18 protein-coding genes are annotated in these 25,946 nt (G+C 68.7%); 8 read left to right on the top strand and 10 right to left on the bottom strand.

Annotation, left to right across the window (positions count from 1 at the left end):
- Positions 1–248 precede the first annotated feature (248 nt).
- The 5 genes from serA to NMQ11_RS00565 all read left to right on the top strand — a co-directional run bounded on the left by serA (position 249) and on the right by NMQ11_RS00565 (position 9,593).
- Entirely contained in the window at positions 249–1,835 is a 1,587-nt protein-coding gene (serA, locus tag NMQ11_RS00585) for a phosphoglycerate dehydrogenase (protein WP_255169445.1), read from the top strand.
- A 530-nt stretch (positions 1,836–2,365) separates the two neighbouring features.
- The gene (locus NMQ11_RS00580; protein ID WP_255169444.1) at positions 2,366–7,495 is read left to right on the top strand and encodes a S8 family serine peptidase; all 5,130 of its coding nucleotides are present in this window, start codon (positions 2,366–2,368) and stop codon (positions 7,493–7,495) included.
- Between the two features lie 117 nt (positions 7,496–7,612).
- Positions 7,613–7,996 carry a phosphoribosyl-AMP cyclohydrolase gene (hisI, locus tag NMQ11_RS00575; RefSeq protein WP_255169443.1) on the top strand — a complete coding sequence of 128 codons (384 nt, stop codon included), beginning with the start codon at positions 7,613–7,615 and terminating at the stop codon, positions 7,994–7,996.
- A gap of 12 nt (positions 7,997–8,008) precedes the next feature.
- The gene (locus NMQ11_RS00570) at positions 8,009–9,148 is read left to right on the top strand and encodes a DUF7118 family protein (protein WP_255169442.1); all 1,140 of its coding nucleotides are present in this window, start codon (positions 8,009–8,011) and stop codon (positions 9,146–9,148) included.
- A gap of 40 nt (positions 9,149–9,188) precedes the next feature.
- Entirely contained in the window at positions 9,189–9,593 is a 405-nt protein-coding gene (locus tag NMQ11_RS00565; RefSeq protein WP_255169441.1) for a universal stress protein, read from the top strand.
- A gap of 582 nt (positions 9,594–10,175) precedes the next feature.
- Here NMQ11_RS00565 and NMQ11_RS00560 read toward each other — a convergent pair.
- The 6 genes from NMQ11_RS00560 to NMQ11_RS00535 form a co-directional block, all read right to left on the bottom strand.
- Positions 10,176–10,616, bottom strand: a complete 441-nt coding sequence (locus NMQ11_RS00560) for a universal stress protein (RefSeq protein WP_255169440.1) — start codon at positions 10,614–10,616, stop codon at positions 10,176–10,178.
- A 32-nt stretch (positions 10,617–10,648) separates the two neighbouring features.
- Positions 10,649–11,938 (bottom strand): MFS transporter, encoded by a 1,290-nt coding sequence (locus NMQ11_RS00555; RefSeq protein WP_255169439.1) that lies wholly within the window; start codon positions 11,936–11,938, stop codon positions 10,649–10,651.
- A gap of 174 nt (positions 11,939–12,112) precedes the next feature.
- Positions 12,113–13,090: a DUF7972 family membrane protein gene (locus NMQ11_RS00550; RefSeq protein WP_255169438.1), complete on the bottom strand. Its 978-nt coding sequence runs from the start codon at positions 13,088–13,090 to the stop codon at positions 12,113–12,115.
- Between the two features lie 235 nt (positions 13,091–13,325).
- Positions 13,326–14,159, bottom strand: coding sequence for an NAD-dependent epimerase/dehydratase family protein (locus tag NMQ11_RS00545; RefSeq protein ID WP_255169437.1), 834 nt, complete (start codon positions 14,157–14,159; stop codon positions 13,326–13,328).
- Between the two features lie 104 nt (positions 14,160–14,263).
- Positions 14,264–15,628, bottom strand: a complete 1,365-nt coding sequence (glmM, locus tag NMQ11_RS00540) for a phosphoglucosamine mutase (RefSeq protein ID WP_255169436.1) — start codon at positions 15,626–15,628, stop codon at positions 14,264–14,266.
- Between the two features lie 57 nt (positions 15,629–15,685).
- Positions 15,686–16,183 carry a hypothetical protein gene (locus tag NMQ11_RS00535; protein WP_255169435.1) on the bottom strand — a complete coding sequence of 166 codons (498 nt, stop codon included), beginning with the start codon at positions 16,181–16,183 and terminating at the stop codon, positions 15,686–15,688.
- A 90-nt stretch (positions 16,184–16,273) separates the two neighbouring features.
- Between NMQ11_RS00535 and NMQ11_RS00530 the strand changes: the two genes are divergently transcribed.
- The 3 genes from NMQ11_RS00530 to prs all read left to right on the top strand — a co-directional run bounded on the left by NMQ11_RS00530 (position 16,274) and on the right by prs (position 18,733).
- Positions 16,274–17,119, top strand: coding sequence for an HVO_0234 family beta-propeller protein (locus NMQ11_RS00530; RefSeq protein WP_255169434.1), 846 nt, complete (start codon positions 16,274–16,276; stop codon positions 17,117–17,119).
- Positions 17,120–17,205: 86 nt separating this feature from the next.
- Positions 17,206–17,706 (top strand): hypothetical protein, encoded by a 501-nt coding sequence (locus NMQ11_RS00525; protein ID WP_255169433.1) that lies wholly within the window; start codon positions 17,206–17,208, stop codon positions 17,704–17,706.
- A gap of 172 nt (positions 17,707–17,878) precedes the next feature.
- Positions 17,879–18,733, top strand: coding sequence for a ribose-phosphate diphosphokinase (gene prs, locus NMQ11_RS00520; RefSeq protein WP_255169432.1), 855 nt, complete (start codon positions 17,879–17,881; stop codon positions 18,731–18,733).
- Between the two features lie 37 nt (positions 18,734–18,770).
- Here the strand turns inward: prs and NMQ11_RS00515 are convergent, their stop codons facing one another.
- The 4 genes from NMQ11_RS00515 to ileS form a co-directional block, all read right to left on the bottom strand.
- On the bottom strand, positions 18,771–19,622 hold the full coding sequence (locus NMQ11_RS00515) for a DUF4870 domain-containing protein (protein WP_255169431.1): 852 nt from the start codon (positions 19,620–19,622) through the stop codon (positions 18,771–18,773).
- Positions 19,623–19,644: 22 nt separating this feature from the next.
- Complete coding sequence (locus NMQ11_RS00510) at positions 19,645–20,247, bottom strand: helix-turn-helix domain-containing protein (RefSeq protein WP_255169430.1); 603 nt, start codon at positions 20,245–20,247, stop codon at positions 19,645–19,647.
- 140 nt (positions 20,248–20,387) lie between these two features.
- Positions 20,388–22,466: a CARDB domain-containing protein gene (locus NMQ11_RS00505; RefSeq protein WP_255169429.1), complete on the bottom strand. Its 2,079-nt coding sequence runs from the start codon at positions 22,464–22,466 to the stop codon at positions 20,388–20,390.
- A gap of 157 nt (positions 22,467–22,623) precedes the next feature.
- Positions 22,624–25,857, bottom strand: a complete 3,234-nt coding sequence (gene ileS, locus NMQ11_RS00500; protein ID WP_255169428.1) for an isoleucine--tRNA ligase — start codon at positions 25,855–25,857, stop codon at positions 22,624–22,626.
- Between the last annotated feature and the right edge of the window lie 89 nt (positions 25,858–25,946).

Genomic DNA, 25,946 nt, shown 5'->3' with positions numbered 1-25,946 from the left:
CCAAATACTGTTGGATCTGCGTTTACGACCGATTACCAGCCCCAACGGCGCCGCGCCGTCGGCTAACGGTGATCGGGCGGCGGGCGAAACCAAGCGCGCACGATCACGATAAATAACGGATTACCGGGCTCGTTTCGGCGACGGTCGGGACCGCGACCCACGCTCGAGCGAACAGGTCATCGGCTATGCAACTCGCCAGATATGCAGGCAACGGAAGCGTTTACCCCCTCCGGGCGAGTGTCTCGCGCATGAAGGTGCTGGTCACGGACCCCATCGCCGACGCGGGGCTCTCCGTGCTCCGGGAGGCCGGACACGACGTCGAAACGAACTACGAACTCGAGGGCGAGGCGCTGCTCGAGGCGGTGTCGTCCGCCCACGGGCTGATCGTCCGTTCCGGGACGGAGGTCACCCGCGAGGTGCTCGAGGCCGGCGAGAACCTGGTGATCGTCGGGCGAGCGGGGATCGGCGTCGACAACATCGACATCGACGCGGCGACCGACCATGGCGTGATCGTCGCAAACGCCCCCGAGGGGAACGTTCGCGCGGCGGCCGAACACACCGTCGCGATGACGTTCGCGGCGGCCCGTTCGATCCCGCAGGCCCACGTCCGCCTGAAGGCCGGCGAGTGGGCCAAAAGCGACTACCTGGGGGCCGAACTCAACGGCAAGACCCTCGGCGTCGTCGGCCTCGGCCGCGTCGGCCAGGAGGTCGCGAAGAAACTCGACTCGCTGGGGATGGACATCGTCGCTTACGACCCCTACATCTCCGAGGAACGGGCGGAACGCATCGGCGCCGAACTCGTCGAGTTCGAAGCGTGTCTCGAGGCCGCTGACTTCCTCACCGTCCACACGCCGCTGACCCCGGAGACGGAGGACCTGATCAGCGACGCCGAACTCGAGTTACTCGAGGGCGGGTACCTGATCAACTGCGCCCGCGGCGGCGTCGTCGACGAGGACGCGCTGGCCGCGAAGGTCGAGGACGGCACCCTTTCGGGAGCGGCCCTCGACGTCTTCGCCGAGGAGCCCCTGCCCGAGGATTCGCCGCTGCTGTACGTCGAGGACGTGATCGTCACCCCTCATCTGGGCGCCTCGACGGAGGCCGCCCAGGAGAACGTCGCCACCTCCACCGCCGACCAGGTCAGCGCCGCCCTCGCCGGCGAGCCCGTGATCAACGCGCTGAACGCCCCCTCGGTCGACGAGAGCGCGTTCCCGCGCATCGAGCCCTACATCGGCCTCGCCGAGACCGCGGGCAAAGTCGCCACGCAGCTCCTCGAGGGCCGCATGGAGCGCATCGAGGTCGCCTACGAGGGCGAGATCGCCGCCGAGGAGGTCGACCTGGTGACCGCGAGCGCGCTCAAGGGGGTGTTCGAGCCGCTCGAGTGGCAGGTGAACGCGGTCAACGCCCCCCAGATCGCCGAGGATCGCGGCGTCGAGGTCACGGAGTCGAAGACCCGCCAGGCGGAGGACTTCCAGAGCCTGATCTCGGTCACGGTGTCGGACGGCGACGACGAACTCACCGTCGACGGCACGCTCTTCGCGGGCGACGACCCCCGGATCGTCCGCATCGACAGCTACCGGGTCGACGCGATCCCCGGCGGCCGGATGGTCGTCACGCGCAACACGGACGAACCGGGCGTCATCGGCCTCATCGGCACCGTGATGGGCAGCCACGGCGTCAACATCGCGGGGATGTTCAACGCCCGCGAGGCCATCGGCGGCGAGGCGCTGACGGTGTACAACGTCGACACCGAGGTCCCCGACGCCGCCCGGGAGGAACTCGAGGGCGACGATCGGATCATCGGGGTCAGCTACATCACGCTGGACGGCGGACTGTAGCCGCGACCCGGCGCCGCTCGCCGTCGAGCCTCGAACGGCGGACTCCGGGAGTCAGCGACCGTCGGAGTCGGCCCCGTTCTGCGCCAGCCACTGAATCAGTATCCAAGCGGGGAGAAGGAGCGTGAACAGGGCCGCACCAAAGCCCACCAGTAACACGAGCGTTTCGACCATCTTCTACGACGTGAGTTCTACCGTATCGTATAGGTGACTGGTCCTCTCCGGACGCCGAGCCATCACGGCGAGGTTCGGGTTCGGCGAGGGGGTTCGAGGCGACGTCAACTGCCCGACTGGCGCCGGACACCGTCAGTACGCGTTCTCCGATTATACGAAACCGCTTCGTGACATCGAATTCGTTACACCACCATAGAGGATTTCCGCATGATATTAGATTCCGATATTGATATATATCATTACCGTTGAATTTCAAGATAACCGTGTGAACATTTCACGCGGGAGGTGTGAACTAACGACGGTACGAGAAACCGAGGAACGTGACCGGGATAGGCTGCTGGATAACACGACAACAAGACATGAGACAACGAACGAAACGAATCAACGGGGTTGTCCTCTCGCTCATCATGGTTCTCTCGATGGTCGCCATCGGCGCCGTCGGAGCCGGCGGAGCGACGACGACGTCCGAGGACGGACAGGCGTCCGCCCCTGCGGAACTGAGCGCACAGGGGGACGTCTCGATAGAGGAAATCGAAGAAACACACGACGCGGCCGCAGTCGCCGTCGACCGCCAGATCGGCGAGGCGATCGACGACGGCGAGGACGAGCTGGCTCTCGTGCTCGCCTTAGAGCAACCGACGGTGACGGCGACCGACGGGGAGGTCGTACGGGCGCAGCTCGAAGATCACGCGGCGGCGACCCAGGAGCCGGTCCTCGACAGGCTCGCGGAGAGTGACGCCGCGGAGGTCCGGAACACGTTCTGGCTCTCGAACCTGGTCGCAGTGACCACCGACGCCGACGAGCGCGCAATCGCGGAGCTGCGGGAGCTCCCTGGCGTCGAGGCGATCCACCTCAGCCAGGAGATCGAGCCGATCGAGCCGGTCGAGCAGCGCGCGGCCGATCCCGGCGAGGAGGACGAGTACACGTACGGGCTCGAGCAGATCAACGCGCCCGAGTTCTGGGACGAGTACAGCACAATGGGCGAGGGCTCGACGGTCGCGATCATCGACGACGGGATCGATCCGGCACACCCCGACCTCGAGCTGTACACCGACGACCCGGACGACCCGACTTACCCCGGCGGCTTCGAGGCGTTCGACGCGAACGGCGAGATCATCGAGGGCGTCGAGCCGTCTTCCGACACCGGCCACGGCGACCACGTCAGCGGTACCGCGACCGGCGGCGACGCCTCCGGAACGGCGATCGGCGTCGCGCCCGAAGCCGACCTGCTCCACGCGGACGTCTTCTACGACTCCGCGATGGACGTCACCATCGTCGGCGCGATGGAGTGGGCCGTCGAAAACGACGCCGACGTCGCCAGCATGAGCCTCGGCATCGGCTGCGGCCTGTTCGGCGGCCCGGCCTACGAGGATATCTTCATCGAACCGATCGACAACGCCCGCAGCGCGGGCACGGTCGTCGTGACCTCCGCCGGCAACGGCGGCGACGGTTGCGTGAGCGCACCCGCGACCGACTACGACTCGTTCTCGATCGGTTCCTCGAACGAGGCGGAGGATATCTCCGACTTCTCGAGCGGCATGGTCGTCGAGAAGGACGAGTTCGACGACCCGCCGGAGGAGTGGCCCGACTCCTTCGTCAAGCCCGACGTCGCCGCACCCGGCGAGGACGTCTACAGCGCCGGTCCCGACGGCGAGGGCTACGATATCCTGAGCGGGACGTCGATGTCCTCCCCGCACATCGCGGGCACGGTCGGGCTCTTCCGATCGGCGGACCCCGACCTGACCGTCGAGGAGATCGAAGAGGCCCTCGAGGAAACCGCCTGGAAACCCGACGACTGGGACGAGCCTGACGACGAGAAGGACACCCGGTACGGGATGGGCATCATCGACGTCACCGCCGCCGCCGAGGAACTCGACCTCGGCGTCGGCGTCCCCGAGTACGAGCTCGGCGACGTCAACGAGGACGGCGTGATCGACAACGAGGACGTCCAGCTGACCCGCCAGTACCTCCAGGACCGGATCGACGAGGACGAGCTCAACACCGAGCTCGCGGACGTCACCCGCAGCGGCAACGTCACGGACGAGGACCTCCGGCTGATCCGCCAGCTCAGAAACGGCCAGGCCGATCCTGGCCAGATCGAGGTCTCGAACCTCGAGGGCCCCGACGAGGTCGACGAGGGCGACGCGGTCCAGGTGTCGGCCGACCTCGAGAACGTCGGCGACGTCGGCGCCATCGAGGCGATCGAGCTCCGACTGGCCGACTCGGCGGACGACTTAGACGAGAACGCGACCGTCGCGACGGCGGTGAGCGATCTGGCGCCCGACGGCGAGGAGAGCGTCACGCTGACCGCGTCCACCGACGGACTCGCGGGCGGCGAGTACGCCTACGGCATCTTCGCCGACGAGGGAGCCGAGACGAGCGAACTCACCGTTCTGAATCCGCACTTCGAGGTAACCGGCCTCGAGGCCCCTGACGAGGTCGAACGGGGCGACGAGATCGACGTCGAGGCCACGGTCGAGAACACGGGTAACGCAGCCGACGAACAGGACGTCGAGTTCCGGTTCGACGACCTCGAGGACGCCGTCGCGACGGAAGACGTCACGCTCGAGGCGGGCGAGGAGACGACCGTCGCCTTCGAGAACGTCACGGTCGACGCCGAGGGCGGCACCTACGACCACGGCGTGTTCACCGACGACGACTCGCTGACCGCCGAACTGACGGTCCTCGAGGCGCACTTCGCCGTGAGCGACGTCGACGGCCCGGCGGAGGTCGCCCACGGTGAGGAGATCACCGTCACCGCGACGGTCGAGAACACCGGCGAGGCAACCGACACGCAGTCGCTCGCGTACGAACTCGGCGACGCACCCGGCGACGTCGCCGTCGTCGGCAGCGGCGTCGACGCCGCGGACGAGGCGCTGCTCGAGGACCTCGAGGAACGCACCGGCGACTCCGAGTTCGAGTCACAGGACTTAGAGCGGATCGACCCACACGGCGTCGAGAACACCGCCGAGACGCTCGCGGACGAACTCGACGAGCACTACACCGTCGACGCCGTCCACGACGGCGACCTGCTGGACGTAACCGACGAGTACGACGTCTTCGTGATCAACGACCTCTCGAACGTCGACCTCGGCGACTTCCTCGCCGAACTCGACGACGACCAGGGCGTCGTCTACCTCGAGAACTGGGGCAGCGGCTCCGACGGCATCAGCGCCCTCGCCGAGGAGCGCGACGACCTCTCGGTCAGCACGAGCTTCTCCGGCGACGGCAGCGTCGACTACGAACTCCACGAGGATCACCCGATCTTCACCGGCGTCGGTGAGGCGGGCGAAACGATCACGATGTACGACGTCAGCTCGGCGGACCGCGCGTGGTTCGACGGCTACGACGGCACCGTGCTCGCGGATGGCGGTCTGGACGGTGCGAGCCCGGACGGCTCGGCCGTCGGCGTCGGCGACGAGGAGAACGAGATCCTCCTCACCCTCGGCCGCACCACCTGGGTCGCGGACGACGACTACACCGACGAGGCGAACGCGCTGCTCGCCAACGCGGTCGAGTACGTTAACGTCGGCAGCGTCAGCGGTCAGGCGGCCGCGGCGCAGGCAGACGAACCGGCACAGAGCGTCGAACTCGAGCCGGGCGAGAGCACCACGGTGGAGTTCGAGTACGTCGTCAGCGAGGACGACGGGCTCGGCGACGCCGCGCACGTCGTCTCGAGTGCGGACCACGAGGCGTTCGCGCTCACCAAGGTCGACGCGCCCGAGCTCGTCGAGGTGACGGACCTCGAGGCGCCCGCGAACGCGACGCAGGGCGACGAGTACGCCGTCGAGGCGACGCTCGAGCACACCGGGTGGGAGGAAACCACCCAGACCGTCGAGTTCGTCTTCGACGACGAGGTCGAGGCGACCGAGACGGTCTCTCTCGAGCCCGGCGAGGAGACGGTCGTCGCGTTCGAAGCAGCCGTCCCGAAGGACCTCGAGCCCGGCGACTACCAGCAGGGCGTCGAGGTCAGGTTCGACGACGAGTACGCCCCGATCGAGATCGAAGAGGGCGAGGAAGCCCACTTCGAACTGAGTGACTTCGAGGCACCGGCCCACGTCGGCCAGGGTGAAACGCTCACCGTGAGCGTCGACGTCGAGAACACCGGCGACTTCGAGGGCACCCAGGAAGTGACCTACGAGTTCGACGTCGGCACGGACGACGACGACGGGATCGGCGACCCCGAGGACGTCTCCGTTGCGGTCGTCGACGAGGAGGACTACCACGAGGGGGCGCTCGTTGCGGTCCTCGAGGACCGACTCGACGCGGACGTCTACGAGGTCGACCTGCTCGAGGCCGACGACCTGCTCGACTCGATGGACGACTACGACGCGTTCGTCGTCCAGCGAATCGGCAGCGACGACCTCGCCGAGGACTTCCTCGGCGGTCTCGAGGACGACCAGGGCGCGGTCTACCTCGACTCCTACCAGGGCGGCACGGCCGAGGCGTACGCCGACGGCGTCTACCGCCTGCACAACGTGCGCGAGAACCCCGGCGAGCGCGACGAGGACGCCACGGCGACCGACGGCGAACCCGTCGAGATCGAGATCCACGAGGACCACCCGATCTTCGACGGCGTCGGCTCGGCCGGCGACACCGTCGAAGTGTACTCCGGCTCCACCACGTGGGGCGCGTGGTTCGACGACTACGACGGCACCGTGCTGGCGGACGCCGACTTCTCCGCCGGCGACGACGGCGTCCACGAGGGGCCGTCGATCGCGGTGAACGACGACGAAAACGAGGTGCTGGCGACCGCCGTTGCCCGGGACTTCTTCACCGACGAGGAATCCTTCACCGACGAGGGCAACATGCTGCTCGCCAATGCCGTCGAACACGTCTCAGCACAGGCGGCCGCCGGCGCGAGCACGAGCGCCGACGCGGACGCGACCGCAGGTGCCGACTTCGACCTGGCGTCCGTCGAACAGGCCTCGGCGGACGACTTCGAGATCCAGCAGGACGGCTTCCTGCCGCTCTCGGTGAGCGAGGAGGTCTCCCTCGAGGGCGGCGAGTCGACGACCGTCGAGTTCGAGTACGAGGTCGCGGACAACCAGCGGCCGGACTACTACGAACACGGCGTGTTCAGCGCGGACGACGAGGTCACCGACGGGATCGAAGTCGACCGCACCCGCGCCGACATCGGCGTGACGGGCTACTTCCTCGACCCCGACCCGGCCGAGGAAGACCTCCGCGTGGGTGACACGCTCACCGCCGAGGCCGTCGTCGTCAACCAGGGCGACGCCGCCGGCGAGTACGACGTGACCCTCTACGAGGACTCGAGCCCCGTCGACACCGAGACGGTCTCCCTCGAGCCCGACGAGGTCGACGTCGTCGACCTCTCGTTCGAGCTCGAGGAGGCGGGTACGTCGATCGTCTCGGTCAACGGCGTCGACCCCGTCCAGATCGAGGTCGAACCGGCCGAAGAGAACGGCACCGCCTCGATGTCGCTCGAGGCCGGTACCGCGTCCCCGGCCGTCGGCGCGCTCGGATAGCGCCGAGATCGGATTCCCGATCGCGATTTTTTGTGACCGACGCGATGAGCTGATGGCCTCGAGCAGCGGCGCGCCGACGGCAAAAGACCTATCGCCCCGACGGACAACCCATCGGGTATGAACTCGAGCGCATCCGAGAGCGGCGTCGACGTCGACTTCGGCGAGGACGGCCTCGTTCCGGCGGTCGCCCAGGACGCCGACTCCGGCGAGGTGTTGATGCTCGCGTACGTCTCTCCCGAGGCCCTGGAGCGAACCCTCGAGACGGGGACCGCCCACTACTACTCGCGCAGCCGCGACGAACTCTGGCAGAAGGGAAAGACGAGCGGCCACACCCAGGAGATCCGGGAGGTGCGGGTCGACTGCGACGCCGACGCCCTGCTCTACCGCGTCGACCAGGAAGGCGGGGCCTGCCACACCGGCCACCGGTCGTGTTTCTACCGAACCGTCGGCGGCGAGCGCGTCGGCGAGACGGTGTTCGATCCCGACGCCGTCTACGAGTGAGGTGAGCCAGGGATGAGCACGGGACTCCACCAGACCGACTACGTGGCTCGGCTCGAGCGCGCCCGCGAACGGCTCGCGGAAGCCGAGAGACGGATCGACGCCCACGGCGAAGACACCGTCAGGGAGGCCGCCGACGCCTACCGGAACGCGGCGACTCTCCTCGAGCGCTACGTCGACCGCGCGACAGGCACCGGCCGGGAGAACTTCAAGGCGTACGTCGAACTCGAAGGGCAGTTCGCCTCGCTGGTCGAGGGGCTCCCCGAGGACCTCGAGCACCGGTCGGCGTTCGAAGACGCCCTGGAGGCGATCGACAAGCGCCGGCTGAGCGAATCGGACTTCGAGCGCGCCGAGGCCGCTCTGGGGCCGGCGGCGGCGTTCTCGGAACTGCTCGAGGAACGCGAGGACGCCCGCGAGGCGCTGGTGGACGCCCGAAAGGCGGCGACCCGCCGGATCCGGGAGATCGACGAGGAGATTGGCGAGCGCGAGCGGCTGTGCGAACTCGGCGAGGCCGACCTCGAGGCACCCGTCGAGCGGCTGCGCGAGCCGGTCGGCAGCTACAACGCGGCGATCCGCGAGGCGTTCGAGCGCTACCGCCACGACGCCACCGCGCGGGAGGTGTTCGCCCTCTGTCGGCGCAGCCGGCTCTACCCGTTCGTCCCGTTCGAGCGCCCGCCCGCGGACCTCGCACGCTACGTCGCCGAAAACCCGGCCGGCGAGTACACGATCCCGCAGCTGCTCGAGTACGCCGGCTACTCCCGGTCGAAACTCGACCACTACGTCGACGACGCCGACGAGCTCAAGCGGCAGGTCGCGACACAGCAAACGTATCTCGAGGGGATCGACGCCACACCCCTGACGCTCTCGTGGCCACCCGAGTCGGCGGGAGTGCTCCGGCGGCGGGTTCGCGAGCTACAGCCGTTCGTCGCCCGCGTCGCGAGCGAGGACGCCGTCGCCCTGCTCCGGGAGGTACGCGACCGGAGCTACGACGGGGAGTACGAGCGCCTCCGGACCGCCGCGGTCGCCCTCGAGCGCCTGAGCGACGACGAACGCGCCCGCCTCGCCGGCGGCGAGGTCGAGGCCGAACTCGAGGCGCTGCGCGAGGAGCGCCGGCAGCTCCGGCGAGCCCTCGAGTCGGACGGCGCGAACGCCTGATGGCAGCGGTTTTTACCTGCCGGCCGCCCTACCACCGACCATGAGCCGACAGTTGCTCGTCCCGATGGACGACTCAGAGCCGGCACGAGCCGCCCTCCACCACGCGCTCTCGCTGTTTCCCGACGCCGAGATCACGGTGATCCACGCCGTCGACGACCTCGCGGCGGGCTACAGCGGCCGTCCCCCAGCGGCCGCCGGCGAGGAAGCCGAACCCGAGTTCTTCGACGACGTCGACCGACTCGCCGAGGAGTACGGCGTTGCAATCGACCGCCGGGTAGTCAGCGGGACGGCCGCCGAGGCGGTGCTCGAGTTCGCCGACGAGGCGGAGATCGACCAGATAATCATGGGCAGCCGTGGGCGGTCGGGCGTCTCGCGCGTACTACTGGGAAGTATCGCCGAGCAGGTCGCCAGACGGGCGACGGTGCCGGTGACGATCGTTCGGTAGCGGTTTCGACCCGTCCGGCGACTGCTGAGAGCGGTCCGGTCCCCGTGATTACCCGTTCTCCCGGCTGTTCTCGTCGTAGACGTACAGCACGCCCGACCCACCCTGTACGTCGAACGTTCCGTGTAACACGGCACGCGAGCCGTCGTACCCTTCCTCGACGAGATCCATCTCGCGCGCTTCGTCGTCGACCCGAAACGAGACGCCGAGTTCTCTCGGTTCTGCGGGCGGACCCCACTCGAGATACCGAGCGGGCGGGTCGGCCGCTTCTCGCTTCGGCAGGTCGATCGAGGACTCGTGAAGCGTCTCGGCCGCGTCCCAGATGCGAACGTGGAACGACCGATCCCGGTCCGTATCGTGGTTTGCGACCGCGACCGACTCGAGCAGCGCGCCGTCGACACCGCGCAGAGTCGACAGTCACCCCGAGAGACCCGCACACTACCGCCCGCGACGGCCAGTAGACGCCGCCGTGACGTGAGACTCATGCGCCGAATTTACAACGGTATTACAAGTATTTAGTGCAGAGGAGCATCAAGAGGCGCGGGAACTCGAGAGGCCTCGGCTACGGGTTTCGGATCGACCGGCTCACTCGTCAACCGCGGATCGGCGCCTGGCGATCGTCACCGACACGGGCGCGTTGCGGATCACGCTCTCGGCGACGCTACCGACCAGGATGCGCGAGACGCCGGATCGACCGTGGCTGCCCATGACGATGTGATCGACCCCGTGCTCCGTCGCGTAGTCGACGATCGTTCGGTCCGGCCGGCCGGATTCGATGGCCGTCTCGAGCGGCGCGTCGTACTCGTCGGCAACCGCCTGTGCGTCCTCGAACAATTCCTCAGCCTCCTCCTTTTTCGCCTCGTACCAGCCGTCGGCGGCGCCCCCCTCGATCCCGTGACTCGACTCGTTCGTGTCGAGCACGTGGAGGACGACGATCTGCTCGGTCGCGAACAGCTCCAGCGCCTCCGTGAGTGCCTCTCGAGCCGGTTCTGAGTCGTCGATCGGAACGAGAATGCGATCGCCCATATCCCCGCTACGGTGTGCTATCAGTTAGTCGTTCAGCTTCCCTCGACTGCGAAGTACAGCGCACTGGAGAGCGCGATCCCGATCGCCCCGAGCGCGAGGTAGACGACGAACCCGGTCGCGTAGCCGGCCGTCCCGTAGACGTCGACGAAGAAGCCGAGCAGGGGCGGGACGACGAAGCCGCCGAAGGCGCCGAGACCGCCGACCAGTCCCGACGCGCCGCCGACGGCGTCGGGAACGTACTGGGGGAGCAGCTGGAACGTGGCCGCGTTGGCCACGCCGATCCCGGTCGCGAGGAGCACCATTCCGACGCCGGCGACGGTCGCGTCCCGCGTGAGGATCATCAGCACGGCGCCGACGCTGACGACGGCGAAGCTCGCGATCGCCGTCTCCTCGCCGCCGACGCGGTCGGAGAGCATCCCGCCGGGAATGCGAACGAACGTCGCCAGCAGGATGAAGCCGACCGCGGTCAGCACCCCGGCGGTGCCGGCCTCGAGGCCGTGAAGCGACACCCAGTAGGAAGGGAGCCAGACGGTCAGCGCGAGAAAGCCCCCGAACGAGGTGAAGTACATGGCGACCAGCGCCCACGACCGGGGAAGGGATGCGGCTTCCCGGATGGAAACGAACGTGTCACCGCTGGGAAACAGCTCCTGGCCGAGCTCCCCGGCTCGCTCGCGCGCTCGCTCGACGCTCAGCCCCTGCTTTCGCAGCTGGAAGTAGTACGGATCGACCGCGATGGCGGCGTAGACGACGGTTCCGAGGACGAGAAACACCAGCCAGACGACGTACGTCGTCGTCAGCCCGAGCGCGGCGATCGCAATCGGAATGAGGATCGTGAAGATGCCGGGCGAACTGTTCCCGAGGCCGGCGTACGTCGCGAGGGCGGTCCCCTGTTTGTCGGCGGGGTACCAGTAGGACGTCTGGGCGTTTCCGACCGAGAACGCCCCGATTCCACAGCCGCTCAGTGCCCCGAAGAGGAAGATCAGGGGATAGAGCTCGATCGTCAACCCGTCCGGGTAGAAGAACACGAGGATGCCGGAGAGGCCGGCCATGCCGACGATCGACAGCCCCAGCAGGATCAGGAACGGCTTTCTGGCGCCGACGTCGTCGGTCCACGCGCCGAAGGGAATCCGCATGAGCGAGCCGATCAGGTTCGGCGCCCCGACGAGCAGCCCCAGCATGATCCCCGACAGCCCCATCGCCTGCTCGAACTCCGAGGCGGCGGGTCCGTAGACGACGACGCCCGCGAAGCCGATGAAGAAGCCGAACGTCGCGGCGGCGAGACCCCTTCGAGGAGAGCCGCGAACGGAAATATCATCGCTCATCACCCTAAGAGCATCCGATCGATGTGAAAAAGGCTGTGGATTCGCCCGAAAACGTCGACGGGAATGCGCTCTCTTCCGGTCGACGGAACGCAACCGCCGTTACTGACGCCAAGTGATCATCTCGTGTCTGACCGGACCGACGAGCGCTCATCGACGTCGCTCGACTCGCGCCCCTCACGGGCGATCCTCCTCCGGAATCCGTTGCTGGAGCAGGAACGGTCCGAAGTCGGCGGCGGTCCGTCTCGCGACCGTCGCGATCCGCAGCACGTACGCGAAGAGGACGGTGAACGGGAGGACGACGACGCTCGCGATCAGCGCCACCAGCAACAGCGAGAGCGCGTCGCTCGTGATGAACTCACCCAGACGGGTGTCGGCCAGCAACAGCGAGCCGCCGACGACCAGCGCCAGGAAGCCGACGTAGAGCAACAGCCGCGAGAGGTTCGCGAGCTCCTGTTGGATGTGGACGGTTTTGAAGTACTGGCGGGCGACGTGGATGTCGTCGAGCACCGTCTCGAGGTCGGCGATCGCGGTCGCCACCTCGTCGTCGATCTCGTGTTCGACTCGGAGCCGGCGCGCCCGCTGGAGGTGCAGCGGGTCGTCGAGATCGAGGATCACGGAGGTGACGTCGAACGTCCCGAAGCGGGCCGTTTCGAGCTCGTCGGCGCCGGCGTCCATCTCGGCGACGACGTCCGCGACGTAGTGGTCGACTCGCTCTCGGAACGCCTCGTCGGTCGCCGTCTCGTCGGCCGCCGTCCGGAGCGCGATGGCCCGCTCGCGAGCCGCGAGGACGAGTGTACGGAGGAACTGAGCCGGATCCGCCGGGCTCAGGTCGATGTCGACGTCGCGTTCGACCGTCGACCGGAACTCGCGGGTCTCCTCGAGTCGGTTACGGAAGGTGCCCGTGGTGCCGAACTCCGCCGAGAGGATGAGCTGGTTGATCGCCAGCACGACGGTGATGAACGGCAGCGTGCCGCCGAGGACCGCCCCGACCATCGTCCGCAGCGGCCCGAAGTCCTCCGTCGGGATCAGGCCGGCAGCGCCGAGGGCCAGAAAGAGGACGAACACGAAGCCAGTGAGCAGCCCCGCGACGACGAGTCGGGTACCGTCGAGCAGCGCCCACCGCCGCAGATCGTCCTCGTCGCGCAGCGTCACGAAGGATCACCGTCGCGTCGAATCACGAGCGATCACCACCGGCCGGAGGCCGCCCGGTCGACGACCCGCACCGGCGCACACGGCACTCGAGCGGCGTTCTCGGAGCCGGTCGAAGCGAGTGCGCCATCGTTTCTGATTCAAGCCTCAACGGTCGGCGGGAAAGGCGTGTTGCCGGCAGCGGTCGGTGGCAGCCGCTCGGTGGCGGTTCACGGGCGGCCGCTCGAGGGGCGGAGCCTCACTCGGGCGGACTCTCCCACTCCTCGCCGTTATCCCGCGGCTCGTAGCCGATTGTCTCGCGGGCGTGTGCGAGGTCGTCGAGCCAACGCCGCTCGTTCCCGCTGACGCCGTAGAAGTGGTCCCACTCGACGGACTCGTCCTCGAGACAGCACTCGACCATGTGCGCCAGGTCCCGGCGGGAGTGCCAGGTCCCTCGCATCCGGGCGACCTGCTCTTCGTAGGGCTCGCTGCCCCGCTCCCAGTCGCCCCGGTCGACGCCGCGTTCTGCGTCGCCGTACGGGTGGTCGTACTCGGGGTCGCGAACGGAGCCGATCCGGAGCGCGTAGAACCGGATGCCGTGGGCCTCAGCGGCCAGTCGGCCCAGGTCCTCGCCGTAGCTCTTCGTGACGCCGTACCGGGAGTCCGGGCGGTGGGGTTCGGTGTGGTCGATCCGGTAGCCCTCGTCGTGGTAGATCTCGGGGGCGTTGCGGACCTCCGCCATCCCCACCGCGTGATTCGAGGAGGCGAAGACGATCGACTCGAGGTCCGCATCCACCGCGGCCTCGTAGACGTTGGCGATCGCCTCGAGGTTCTCGGCGAACGGTGCCGACCAGCCGACTTCGCGGTCGCCGGGGCCGCCGTGACCGGGCACGAGCGCGAGGTGGACGACGGCGTCCTGGCCCTCGAAGTGCGGGCGGATCTCGTCGTATGCGCGGACGTCGGCGACGACCGACTCGCCGGGCGCGTCGTCGGGTTCCTCGACGTCGAGCAGGGTGAACTCGTAGCGGTCTGCGAGGTGATCGGCGATCGCGGTGCCGACGGTGCCGTGGGCGCCGGTGACGAGAACGTTCATACGCACTCTCTGATCCACAGGCAGTTAGAGTGTGGTGGTGGCGGCGATCCGAAACGTCGGATCGACGCGCCGCGGGGGCTGAAAACGGATGGCGGTGAGCGCGTTCAGTTCCCGGCCGCCGCGTCCGCCATCGCCTCGTGCATGTCGTCCGCGAGGGTCTGAGCGCGCGCTTCGTCTCGAGCCTCGGCGTAGATTCGGACGAGCGGCTCCGTTCCCGAGGGGCGGGCGAGCACCCAGGCGTCGCCGTGGTCGAGGCGGTAGCCGTCGCGGGTGTTGAGTTCGGCCTCCGAGGAGTGGGCGTGGTTCGCCGCCGCGTCCAACATCGCGTCGCGGTCGGCCGTCGACTCGTAGTGGATGTTCTTCCGGACGTTGGCGTAGCCGCCGTAGGGCTCGACCAGCTCGCTGGCCGGCCGCTCGGCGACGAGTTCGAGAAAGCGCGCGGCGGTGTAGGCGCCGTCGCGGGCCAGCCGGAACTCGGGGAAGAAGATGCCGCCGTTGCCCTCGCCCGCGACGGGAACCCGCTGGCCGTTGGCCTCGAGTTCCTCGATGCGTGTGATGATGTTCGTCGAGCCGATGGGCGTGAGTTCGAGCTCCGCGCCGGCGTCCGTGGCGACGTCGACGAGGCGCTGGGAGACGTTCACCGCGGAAACGGTCGTGTCGCCGGCCTCGAGTTCGGCGGCGGCGAGGGCGGCGAGCGCCGCGTCGCCCTCGACGTACTCGCCGGACTCGTCGAAGAAGATGGCCCGGTCGGCGTCGCCATCGTGGGCGATACCGAGGTCGGTGTCGGTCGCGCGGACGAGCCGGCCGAGGTCGGCGAGGTTACTCGGAACGGGTTCGGGGTCGCGGCCGGGGAAGTGGCCGTCGGCCTGGCCGTTGACGGTAATGACCCGACAGCCGAGCGCCCGGAAGAACGCCGGGCTGGTCAGCGAGCCGGCGCCGTGGCCGGGGTCGAGCGCCACCGTCAGTTCGGCGTCCGCGATCCGCTCGCGGTCGGCGTGAGCGAGCAGCTCGTCGACGTACGCCCGGCGGACGCCGTCGATCTCTCGCACGCGTCCCGTCCGGTCCCACGGCGCCGTCTCGAATCCCTCGGCGAGCAGCGTCTGTTCGACGGTCTCGAGGTCGGCGACGGCGAGTTCGACGCCATCGCTCCCGACGAGCTTGACGCCGTTGTACTGGGGCGGGTTGTGCGAGGCCGTGATGACGATCGTCGGCATCTCCTCGCGCTCGGCGTACGCCTGTGCGCCCGGCGTCGGAATGATTCCGAGGCGGTCGACGTCGGTTCCCGTGCTCGCGAGCCCGCTGGCGGCCGCGTCGGCCAGCATCCGCCCGGTGTACCGCGTGTCTCGGGCGACGGCAACCCGGTCGGCCCCCCACGCGGTCCCCGCCGCTTTCGCCACGCGCAGGACGAACTCGGGCGTCAACTCCTCGTTGGCGACGCCGCGGGTCCCGCTCGATCCGAACACTTTCATCGAGAGGTAGTGAGTTCGGCGTCCTCAAAGGGGTTCCGAAGGAATAACGTCGAGAGCTTACCAGTCCGCCCTGTCGAAGGCGACCGAGAGCCCATCGGAAACCAGGTTGAGTCCGATACTGACGTCGATGACGTCGGCGCGCACCTCGGATTCGGACAGCCCCCACCACTCGTCGCTGCCACCCGCGTCGTCCGCACCCTCCGCGTCGGCGTCGTCCGCGCGCTCGACGCTGTCGACTCGCGCCTGGACGTCGATCTCCATCGGCTCGCTCGGCCACCCAGCGGAGAGTACCTCCGTCGGCATCTCCCTCGAGTCCGGATCACGCCCCTCGAGGTCGACGGGCGTCTGGAAGACGACGCTGCCGTCGTCGACGACGCGGACGTCGATCGTGGCGGCCGCGGTGGCCGAGCTCATCACCCGGATTTCGTTCAGTTCGACCGGCTCCGAGAGGGGGCTCCCCGGCTGTGACTCCGGATCGTTCGAGCGGAGCGAGCAGCCGGGAACGGCCCCCAGACAGCCGGGAGCGAGGATGAGGAAACGGCGGCGTGAGAGCATATCACCCGGTTTTTCCCCCACCCGGTATGAGTCTTCTCATGCCGGTTCGCGGACGGAACGTTTTCGGACACCGCCGTGGACACCACACGCATGAGTACGATCGAAGAGAAGCGCGTCTACGGCAACCGGGCGAACGCCACCGTCGTGTACGTCGCGAGCGGTGCCGGCGTGCTCCGCGTTCGCGTTGCGAACGACCTCGTCGGCGAGTTCTCGCTGTGTGAGCGCGGTACCACCCGAGACGTCGCGACCGACGGCGACCGGATCGCCGCCGCGACCGACGAGGACGTGCTCGTCGCCGACGCGGACGACCGGTTCGAGGAAACCGGATTCGGCCCCGCGGTCGCGGTGGGCTACGACGGCGGGACGCTGCTCGCCGCCGGTGGCGACGGGCGCGTCGCTCGACGGACCGACGGCGACTGGGAGACCCTCCGGAGCGATCCGTCGCTCGAGGTCCGGGCCATCGACGGCGGACTCGTGGGCACCGCCGGCGGCGTCTACCGGCTCCACGACGGAGGGCTGGACCACGCCGGACTCACGGACGTCCGCGACGTCTCCGCACCCGGCGTGCCGCTGGCGGCGACCGCCGACGGGCTCTACAAGCTCGGCAACGGCTGGATGCAGGTCCTCGAGGAGCCCGTCGAGACGGTCGCGGCGGATCCGGCGAGCGATTCCGGCGAACTCCGGCGCGCCCACGCGGTCGCCGGTCTCGACCTCTACGGCTACGCCGACGGGGACTGGCGAGCGGTCGACCGCTCGAGCGTCCCGATCGTCGGCGTCGCCTACGGCGAGGGACTGTACGCGGTCACCGACCGGGGAACGATGCTGGTCGCCGCCGACGCGGACGAGGGCGACGGCCTCGAGTGGCGCTCGCGGAGGCTGGGCGTCGGTTCCGTGACCGGGATCGCGGTACCGCGACTGCGCAGGGACGGGGCGTGAGCCCGCCGACTCGACGGGATCGGACGGCCGGCGTCTGACGCGCGTCTGACGGGCATTTATCTGGATCGAAATCCATTCTTTCCAGAATGTTTGAGCTGACACGGCGGCAGGTGGTGGCTGCCGCGGGTGCTGTGAGCGCCGGCGCGGTCGCTGGCTGTCTCGACGACGGCGACGACGCGGCGAACGAAACCGACGCGGGCCAGGGGCTGAGCGCGGACGTCATCCCCGAGGACGGAACCACACTCGGCGAGATCGCCGTCGAGAACCTCGACGGCGAGGATCACACGATCGACGTCCTCGTCGAGTACGACGGCGAGATCGAACACTGGTCGACCCACGACCTCGAGGCCGGCGGCGAGGGCGCCAGCCTCGAGCAGTCCTGGCCGGACGAGCCGGGAACGTTCCGGGTAACGGCGCGCCTCGACGGCGAGGAGTTCGAGCAGGTGAGCCCGGCGAAGTGGAACGACCCCTCCTGTCTGAACCTCCTGGTGCTGGTCGGCCGCGACGGCGAGATCCGGACGACGGGAGACACCGACGGCGGACCGTGTGACGCGCTCGAGGAGACCGCCAGCGACGGCGAGGAGTGACGCACTCGAGGAAGCCATGAGACGACGGCTCGCGTGAGCACGATCCGCCGGAGGCGTAACCCCCAGTTCCCCACACGTCGCGCGTCGACGCGCATCGGTGGTCGGTGCGGCGATCCTCGAGCAGCGGTTGCGGAACGAAAACGGGTTTAGGCCGCGCAGTGTGGTGTCGAGCATGATCGTGAGCGGTTCGGCCTCTCAGACTCTCGCCGCAGCACTCGCCCGTGAACTCGAGGAGCCACTCGCCGAGGTGGTGTACGACCGGTTTCCCGACGGCGAACTCCGGGCGTCGGTTCCCGGGTTCGACGGCGATCGGGCGATCGTCGTCGCCTCGACGGTCTCGAGCGACGCCCACCTCGAGGTGCTCCAGTTACAAGACGCCGTCCGCGAAGCCGGCGCCGCGGAGGTCGTCACCGTCCTCCCGTACATGGGGTACGCCCGCCAGGACAAGTCCTTCGCCGACGGCCAGCCGATCACCGCGCGGGCGGTCGCGAGGGCGATCTCGACGGGTGCCGACCGCGTGCTGACGGTGACGCCCCACGAGGAGGCGGTCTGTGACTTCTTCGAGCCGGCGGCGACGGCCGTCGCCGCCGGGGGCCGGCTGGCCGAGGCGCTGCCCGCCGACCTCGCGGGCCCGGTCTTTCTCTCTCCCGACGCCGGCGCGATCGACCTCGCCGAGCGGGTTCGAGACGCCTACGGCGAGGGCGAAACCGATTACTTCGAGAAGGTTCGTCGCTCGGGGACCGACGTCGAGATCACGCCGAGCGACGTCGACGTCGAGGGGCGCGACGTCGTCGTCGCCGACGACATCATCGCGACCGGCGGGACGATGAGCGAGGCCGTCGCGGTGCTCCGGCGGCGAAACGCCGGCCGGGTGTTCGTCACCTGCGTTCACCCTCTGCTGGTCTCGAGCGCGTACGCGCGGCTCTCGCGGGCGGGCGTCGAGGCGATCTACGGCACCGACACCATCGAGCGACCGGCGAGTGCGGTTTCCGTGGCACCGGCGCTCGCCGAGCACCTCGACAGGTAATCGCTGTGATGCGTCGGACACTGGACGGAGCGCGCAGTTACGCCGAGGAAAACCCCTCGCGGCGCCGGTAGAGGTACGCGACCGACGCCGCCCACAGGACGACCAGGTAGCCGTAGATCGCGTCGCCGGACGGGTTGTCCGACCGAAGCACGAACAGAGAGCCCAGGTATACGACCGCGTACGCTCCGGCGGGCGCCCCCAGATACGGAATCCAGTTCGGACACGGGCGGCCCGCTTCGCAGCAGTCCTGGACGTCCTTGTACAGCGAGACGTACGCGACGAACGAGACGAACAGGGTAACCACGAGCGTGAGGAAGAACGCCCCGAACCCCGCGCCGGTTTCGGGCGGTCCGAACGCGTACGCCCCGAGCAGCTGGACGAACAGGACCGGCGCGAGCAGCGCGTACGCCGCCACGAACCGCCACCAGTTCAGGTCGACCCGCAGGCGCTCGGCGTCGAGATCGAAGAAGTCCGGCGCGATCGGGTACTCCCACGCGGTTCCGAAGATCGCCTTCCCCGTCGCGACCAGCGGGAAGACAAGGTTCAAAATCGTGAGGAGCATCACGACGAAGAACAGCGCGAATACCACGAGGAGCACCGTCACGACGACGAAGTCGGGGAGGACGAAATCCAGCGCGACCGCGACGAAAAACAGCGCCAGCACCGCGACGAAGCTGACGAAGTAGAACAGCTGCCAGTTGATCGCGGTGCGAGCGTTGTCTCGAGTGAACTCGTGGTCCGAGAGCAGGTAGACGATCCCCGGTCCGATCGCGCCGGTGAACAGCCCGATCACGTGGACGAAGATGCCGGCCAGCGTCCGTTCGGTGAGAACGTCGGGGCCCGGCTGGGTCGACGGCGGTGCGGGGGACGGGTCGTCTGTATTCGACATGGTCAGTGGTGGTGAAGCCGCGTTACTTCGAGACGAACTCCTCGGTGGTCGGGACGAGCCCTCCCGGCCCGTCGGTTCGGAGTTTGCGGGCGAGTCGCTCCGCGAACAGCAACAGCAGACAGACCGCGAACAGGTTCGCGGCGGCTGCCCAGAACCCGTTGTCGCTCCGGATCGTGACGTCGACCCCGACGACCGCCGCGATCACGCCGAGGGAGAACAGCACCAGCGACAGCTGAAACCCCGCGAGCACCAGCGTTCTGATCCCGGCGGGGTTTCGGAGGCGGACGAAGTCGCCGAGCGACAGCGTCTCGAGCGGCGTCGAGTGTGAGAGCGCCCGTTTCCCCTCGGGAGAGAGCGGCCAGTTCGACTCGGGGTGGTTGACGTAGTACAGCGTGATCGAATCGGGGTAGGTCTCCGCGCTGACGACGTCGATCTCGCGAAGCTCGTTGAGCCGGTTTCGTACCGTCTCCCTGCTCACGTCCGGTCGCACTCGAGCCCTGACCTGTTCGGCGGAGAAGAACGGCCGCTCGGCGCCGACCATCGTCTCGACGACGTGGCGCTGGGACAGCTTCCTGTTGAGGTCGGGATCGAGCCGCTCGTCGATCCACGGCGGGAGTTCGCTCATCGTATCGGTAGTCTCCGGTTTCGCGGAGTGAAACGTAAACCCTGGTGCCGATTTGGCGGGCGTCAAACGGCGATTCGCGCCCGCCACGCCCGTCGATGGCGGCCCTGAACCGGCGGTTGGGTTCGACCGGCGGCGCGCCGTCACCTGCGCGCTCCCAGCAAGAGCGCGACGCCGGCGGCGAGAACGGCCACGACGCCGACGGCGACGACGACCGGCGCCGCCTCGGCCAGCCGGTGTGTCCAGACGTGGAGGCCGTCGCCGACGACGACCGTCACCCGCTCGTCGCCGACCGCAACTTCGTGGGCGGCGGCCTCCTCGAACCGCAACTCGACCTCGAGGGTCGTCGTCTCGCCCGCTCCGAGCGCGACCCGTTTCTCGGCGGCGACGCCGTCTGCGGTCCGGAACTCGAGCGTCGAATCGGTCGGCCGGTCCGCCCGGTTCTCGACCGTCGCGGTGACGGTCACCGGCTCGCCCGGATCGACGCGGGACGGCGCAGCCGAGAGCGCCGTCACCGTCGGCTCGGCGGGCTCGCGGACCGCGACCGTCAGCCGGTCGTCGCCGACGAGGAGGTCGTACGTGCCGGGTTCCGTCGGCGTCCACCGGAGGCGTTCCTGGGTCGCGGCGCCGGCCTCGAGCGACCCGCCGGCCCGGTCCGCGAGCCGGCCGTCGGCGGTGACGACCGCGTCGTACGTCCCCGCGCGGTCGCCGCGGTTCTCGACGGCGACGGGGACCTCGAGGCTCTCGTTGGTGACCATCGCGGGCAGGTCGCCGGGTACGACGCGTTTCTCGCGCGCCTCCCCCGAGAGCGTGAGGGGAGCGTCGCCGAGCCCGTACCGGAACGCGGGCGACGGCCCCTCGAAGGCCGCGGCGTGGGCGAACCGGTTCCACGTCGCCGGCGCGTCTGCCGTCTCGGTGTAGTGACGGGCGTACTCCTCGACGGCGGCGCCGCCGCGCGCCTCGAGGGCCTCGAGAAACGCCCGGTCGTCCACGCGCTCGCCGCGGAGGGTGAGCGCCCGGGTGACGTCGGCGATCGCGTACTCGCCGTCGCTCTCGAGGCGGAGCTGGCGGTCGATCGCGCCGTAGACCAGCGGCCCCTTGGCGTACGGCGTGCGCTCGTCGGTCCACGTCGCGGGATCGGCGAGGACGTCGTCGGCGTACGGCGCTCGGGTGCCGCCCTCGAGGAACCGGCGGAACTCGAGGGATTCGACGTAGCCGGCCTCGAGGGCGAGCAACGCGGCGTGGTACTCGGCCTGAGCCTCGACCAGCCAGGCCGCCTCCGCCGTCGTTCCGCCCTCGGTGCGGGCGAACGACTGGCGGGTGTGGACGTACTCGTGGAACCAGACGTGGCTGAGCGAGTCCAGACGCGCGTCGTCGGCGACCCAGGCGTCGCTCACCCCGTACTGGATCCCCCGCGGCCCCCAGTCGACTCCCGCAGTCGGCGCCGCGAGGACGAACACCGCCTCGTTTCTGGGGCCGATCTCGAGGCCGTCGCTCGCGGTCGCGAGCGCCTCGAGGACGTCCTCGGGCGGTTCGACGAGGTCGGCCGCCTCGGGGACGACGAGGCGAATCGTCTCCCCGCGGACCGTCCGCTCGTACTCGGTGACCTCGCCCAGGTACGCGATGTCGCCGCCGGTCGCACCCGGCCCGTCGACCGTCGCGGTCCGCTCGACGGACACCGGTTCGGTGTGTCGCCAGCTCAGCCTGAGCTGGGGCACCTGCACGACCCCCCAGGAGCCGGTGTCGACGAAGGCGTAGCCGTCGCCGTGGTCGTGACCGTGGTTGAGGGCGCCCGCCCCGCCGGTCGACGCCCGGTGGTGGTCGATGCCGGTCACGTTCGCGTCGACGACGGCCGTCACCTGCGCCTCGGCGCTCGAGCCGTCCCACTCGTAGCGGTCGTCGGCTGGCTCGAAACCGTCGGTCGACTCGACGGTCGCCCTCGAGGGGAGTTCCATCTCGAGTTCGGTCACCGGCTCCGGGACCGAGACGGTGATCTCGGCTTCGAACTCGCCGGGGCGGTCGGGAAGCTGTCTGAGGACGATCGAGCGCTCGATCACGTGGCCGCCGTCGCCGGCGTTGACGGTCGCCTGGACGTCGGTCGCGGTCGAGTCGACGGCGGACGGCGACTCCGATGCCGGCTGGAGGCCGGCGGCCGCGACGACGCCCATCGGCAGGCTACAGACGAGGAGAGCGATCAGCCCGACGGCGACGACCCGGCCCATCTACCGTATCATCGCCGGTGAACTATCAAGACGGTTGTGCTACGGCGGCCGACCCTCGAGCGTGGCTCGGTCGGCGGTGTGATGGTGGAGAGCGCGGCTCGATCGGCGAATGCGGCGACGGAGAGCACCGTTCCGGCCAACGGTGCGGCGACGGCCGTTACTCGGTCGCTTCCGGCGACGCCGCAAGCGGCGCGATCGCCAGTTCGACGGCGACACCCTCGATCTCCCACTCCTTGCGGTGGCCGTCCTCGACGGCCCGGAGTTCGTCGGCGCGGACCTCCTCGCGAACGAGGTCCTCGCGCTCGTCGACGAGGGCCGCGACCCGGTCGTCCTCGACGGTGAGTTCGAGGGCGATCCGCTCTTCGACCTCGAGATCGAGTTCCTTGCGCATCTCCTGGACCCGGCGGATGACCTCGCGGGCGTAGCCCTCGCTCTCGATGTCGTCGGTGAGCGAGGCGTCGACGTAGGCGACCCCGCGGTCGTCGCCGTCGATACCGAAGGCGGTGCCCGCGACGCCGTCGGGCGTCTCGGTGACGAACGAGACCATCTCCTCGTCGAGCTCCACGGGGTCGTCCAGGAGCTCGTTGACCGCGGCCTCGAGGCTCTCGAGCGTCGGCTCCTCGATCCGGGCCTCGTTGAGCGCGTTCATGACGGTCCCGGCGTCGCCGCCGAAGGCCGGTCCGAGCACGCTCATGTCGGCCTCGGCGCTGTAGGCGAGTTCGCCCCAGCGCTGGCCGGGAGAGACGAGTTCGATCTCGCGGGCGTTGAGCCGATCCGCGAGCAGGTCCGTGTGGCGCTCGACTGCCGCGGCGACGCGCTCGTCGTCCGCGGCGACGACCACGCGCGGGACGGGCCAGCGAAGCTTTCGGCCGGCCTGCTGGCGGGCGTTCGCGCCGGCCTCCTCGATCGCGCGCAGGAGGGCGACGTCCTCCTCGAGTTCCTCGTCGGCCCAGTAGTCGTCGGCTTCGGGCCAGTCCTCCATGTGGACCGTCGGGTGGCCCGCCTCGCCGGTGAGGTGTCCGTAGATCTCCTCTGCGACGAACGGCGCGTACGGTGCGAGCAGGACGACGACCTCCCGCAGAACGCGGTAGATCGTGGCGTACGCCGCGTCCTTGGAGCCGCTGTCTTCCTCGGCCCACATTCGCTCGCGGACCGCCTGGACGTAAAACCGGGAGACGTCCTCGATCACGAAGTCGAGTAGCGCCTCGAGCGCCTGATCCTGGCGGAACGCCTCGAACTCCTCGGTCATCTCGGCTTTCGTCGACTGGAGCCGGGCGAGCACCCACTCGTCGACGAGTTCGAGATCTTCATCGACCGCCTCGAGATCCGTCTCCTCGGGGTCGAACCCGTCGAGGCGCATGTACGGCAGCGGGAAGCGGAACACGTTCCACAGCGTCCGGAGGTGGCTCTCCATCGTGCGCATCCCGTCCCAGGAGAAGCGCATGTCGTCACCCTGCGGGTTCGCAGAGAGCAGGAACAGCCGCATCGCGTCGGCGCCGTGGCGGTCGATCGCCTCGTGGGGCTCGACGACGTTACCCACCGACTTCGACATCTTACGGCCGTCCTCGTCCAGGGCGTGGCCGTGCATCAGCACCCGCTCGTAGGGGATCTCGCCCATCGCCGCAGTGCCCATCCCGAGCTGGGACCAGAACCAGCCGCGGGTCTGGTCGTGAGCCTCGAGGATGAAGTCGGCTGGCCAGAGCTCGTCGAACTGACTGTCGTCTGCGGGGAAGTCGAGGGTCCCCCACGACGCGACGGAGGAGTCGAGCCAGACGTCGAACACGTCGGGAACGCGGGTGTAGGTCGTCCCGTCCTCGGTGATCGTCAGCTCGTCGACGGTGTCCTTGTGGATGTCGACGCTGGCGGGGTCGATGTCCTGGTCGACGCGCTCGGCGAGTTCCTCGCGGGTGCTGATGACGATCGTATCGGCATCATCGTCGCGGCCGTCTGGCGTCCAGATCGGGATCGGGATCCCCCAGTAGCGCTGGCGCGAGACGTTCCAGTCCGGTGCGTCCTCGACGAAGTCCCGGAACCGGTTGTCCCGGGCCCACTGCGGGTACCAGCGGCTATCCTCGATGTTCGCGAGCAGCTCGTCTTTGACGTCCGTGATCGTGATGAACCACTGGTCGGTGACGATCTGGATGATTCCCGTATCGCAGCGCCAGCAGTGGCCGTAGCTGTGAGTGACCGTCTCCGAGCGCAGCAGGTTGCCGTTGGCCTCGAGATCCGCAGTGATCTCCGCGTCGGCCTCCTTGACGAACTGCCCCTCGTACTTGCCGCCCTCGGCGGTGTAGACGCCGTCGCCCCCGACGGGACAGAAGATGGGGAAGCCGAGTTCGCGCCCGCGAAGGAAGTCCTCCTCACCGTGGCCCGGCGCGGAGTGGACCAGTCCCGTTCGATCCGCCTCGACGTACTCTGCATCGTAGATCTGCAACGCGCCCTCGTGGTCGGCGTGGGTGGGCACCTCCTCGGCTAAGGGGTGTTCGTACTCCCAGCCGACCATCTCCGCGCCCGTGAGCTCCTCGACGATCTCGTAGTCGTCGTAGCGGCCCTTCTTCAGGACGCCCTCGACGCACTCTTCGGCGACGTACAGTACCTCGCTCGCGCGCTCTGCGGCTTCGCCGCTCCGGTCCGCGGAGCTTCGCTCCGCGCGGACGCCCACGTACTCGAGGTCCGGGTCCACCGCGGTAAAGGTGTTCGCGGGGATCGTCCACGGCGTCGTGGTCCAGACGACGACGCTGCCCTCGCGGTCGACGAGGTCGAATTTCACGTAGATCGAGGGGTCCTCGACGTCCTCGTACTCGACCTCGTTGTTCGCCAGGCCCGTCTCACACCGGGGACACTGGCTGATGCTGCGCTTTCCCTGCTCGACGAGGCCGCGTTCTGCGGCCTTCGAAAAGCCCCACCAGGCGGCCTCCATGTACTCCGGCGTGACCGTCTTGTAGGGGTCGTCCCAGTCCATCCAGACGCCGAACGATTTGAAGTCGGACTCGAGGCCCTCGAGTTGCTCCTCGGCGTACTCCTTGCAGGCGTCGATGAACTCGTCCTCGCCGAACGCCTCGATGTCCTTCTTGTTCTCGAAGCCGAGGTTCTCCTCGACCTGCGTCTCGATGGGCAGTCCGTGCATGTCGTAGCCCGGTCGGTCCGTGACGTCGTAGCCGCACATTCGCAGATAGCGAATGTAGACGTCCTTCAGGCTCTTGTTCCAGGTCGTCCCCATGTGGGCCGCCCCGGAGGTGTACGGCGGGCCGTCGACGAAGAAGTACGACTCGCCGTCGGCGCGGTGCTGTTTCGTCTGCTCGTAGGCGTCGACGTCCTCCCAGTGATCGAACACCCGCTGCTCGAGCGCGTGCGGGTCGTACTGGTCGTCGACCTCGCCGAACCTGCTCATACACGGTGGAAATCACTCCGGCAGTAAAGAGGAATCGGTTGTGCGGATTCGACTGTCGAGCCGGATTTGACTCCCGTCTGGGTCGATCG

The organism is Natrononativus amylolyticus (assembly GCF_024362525.1).
Taxonomy (GTDB): Archaea; Halobacteriota; Halobacteria; order Halobacteriales; family Natrialbaceae; genus Natrononativus; species Natrononativus amylolyticus.
Note: the sequence above shows the minus strand (reverse complement) of the source record. Positions and strands in the feature narration are given on the sequence as shown.